1 pseudogene is annotated in these 520 nt (G+C 66.9%); it reads right to left on the bottom strand.

Going from position 1 to position 520, the window contains the following annotated elements:
* Nucleotides 1-520 (bottom strand): annotated as a pseudogene (locus AWQ70_RS37135) (DNA-directed RNA polymerase subunit beta); the annotation flags it as partial.

Here is a 520-nt window from a genome sequence, read left to right as displayed (position 1 = left end):
TCACCGAAGCGCTGGCCGCCGAACTGGGCCTTACCACCGAGCGGCTGCTGAGTGATCATGGAGTACGGACCGGTCGAACGCGCGTGGATCTTGTCGTCGACCAGGTGGAGCAGCTTCAGGATGTAGATGTAGCCGACCGAGATCGGGTGCGGGAACGGCTCACCGGAACGGCCGTCGAACAGCCGCGCCTTGCCGTTCTCGCCGACCATGCGCGAACCATCCCTGTTGACCAGGGTGTTGTTCAGCAGGCCGACGATCTCCTCCTCGTGGGCGCCGTCGAACACCGGGGTGGCCACGTTGGTGCGCGGCTCGACCTTGGCGAGCCCCTTCTCACGCAGGCGCTCCGCCCAGGCCTCCTCGATGCCGGAGACGTCCCACCCGCGGGCGGCGATCCAGCCTAGGTGTGTCTCCAGCACCTGGCCGACGTTCATTCGTCCGGGAACACCCAGGGGGTTCAGGACGATGTCGACCGGCGTGCCGTCCTCGAGGAACGGCATGTCCTCCACGGGGGGGATCTTGG

This window comes from Microtetraspora niveoalba (assembly GCF_001570405.1).
Lineage (GTDB): Bacteria > Actinomycetota > Actinomycetes > Streptosporangiales > Streptosporangiaceae > Microtetraspora > Microtetraspora niveoalba.
Note: the sequence above shows the minus strand (reverse complement) of the source record. Positions and strands in the feature narration are given on the sequence as shown.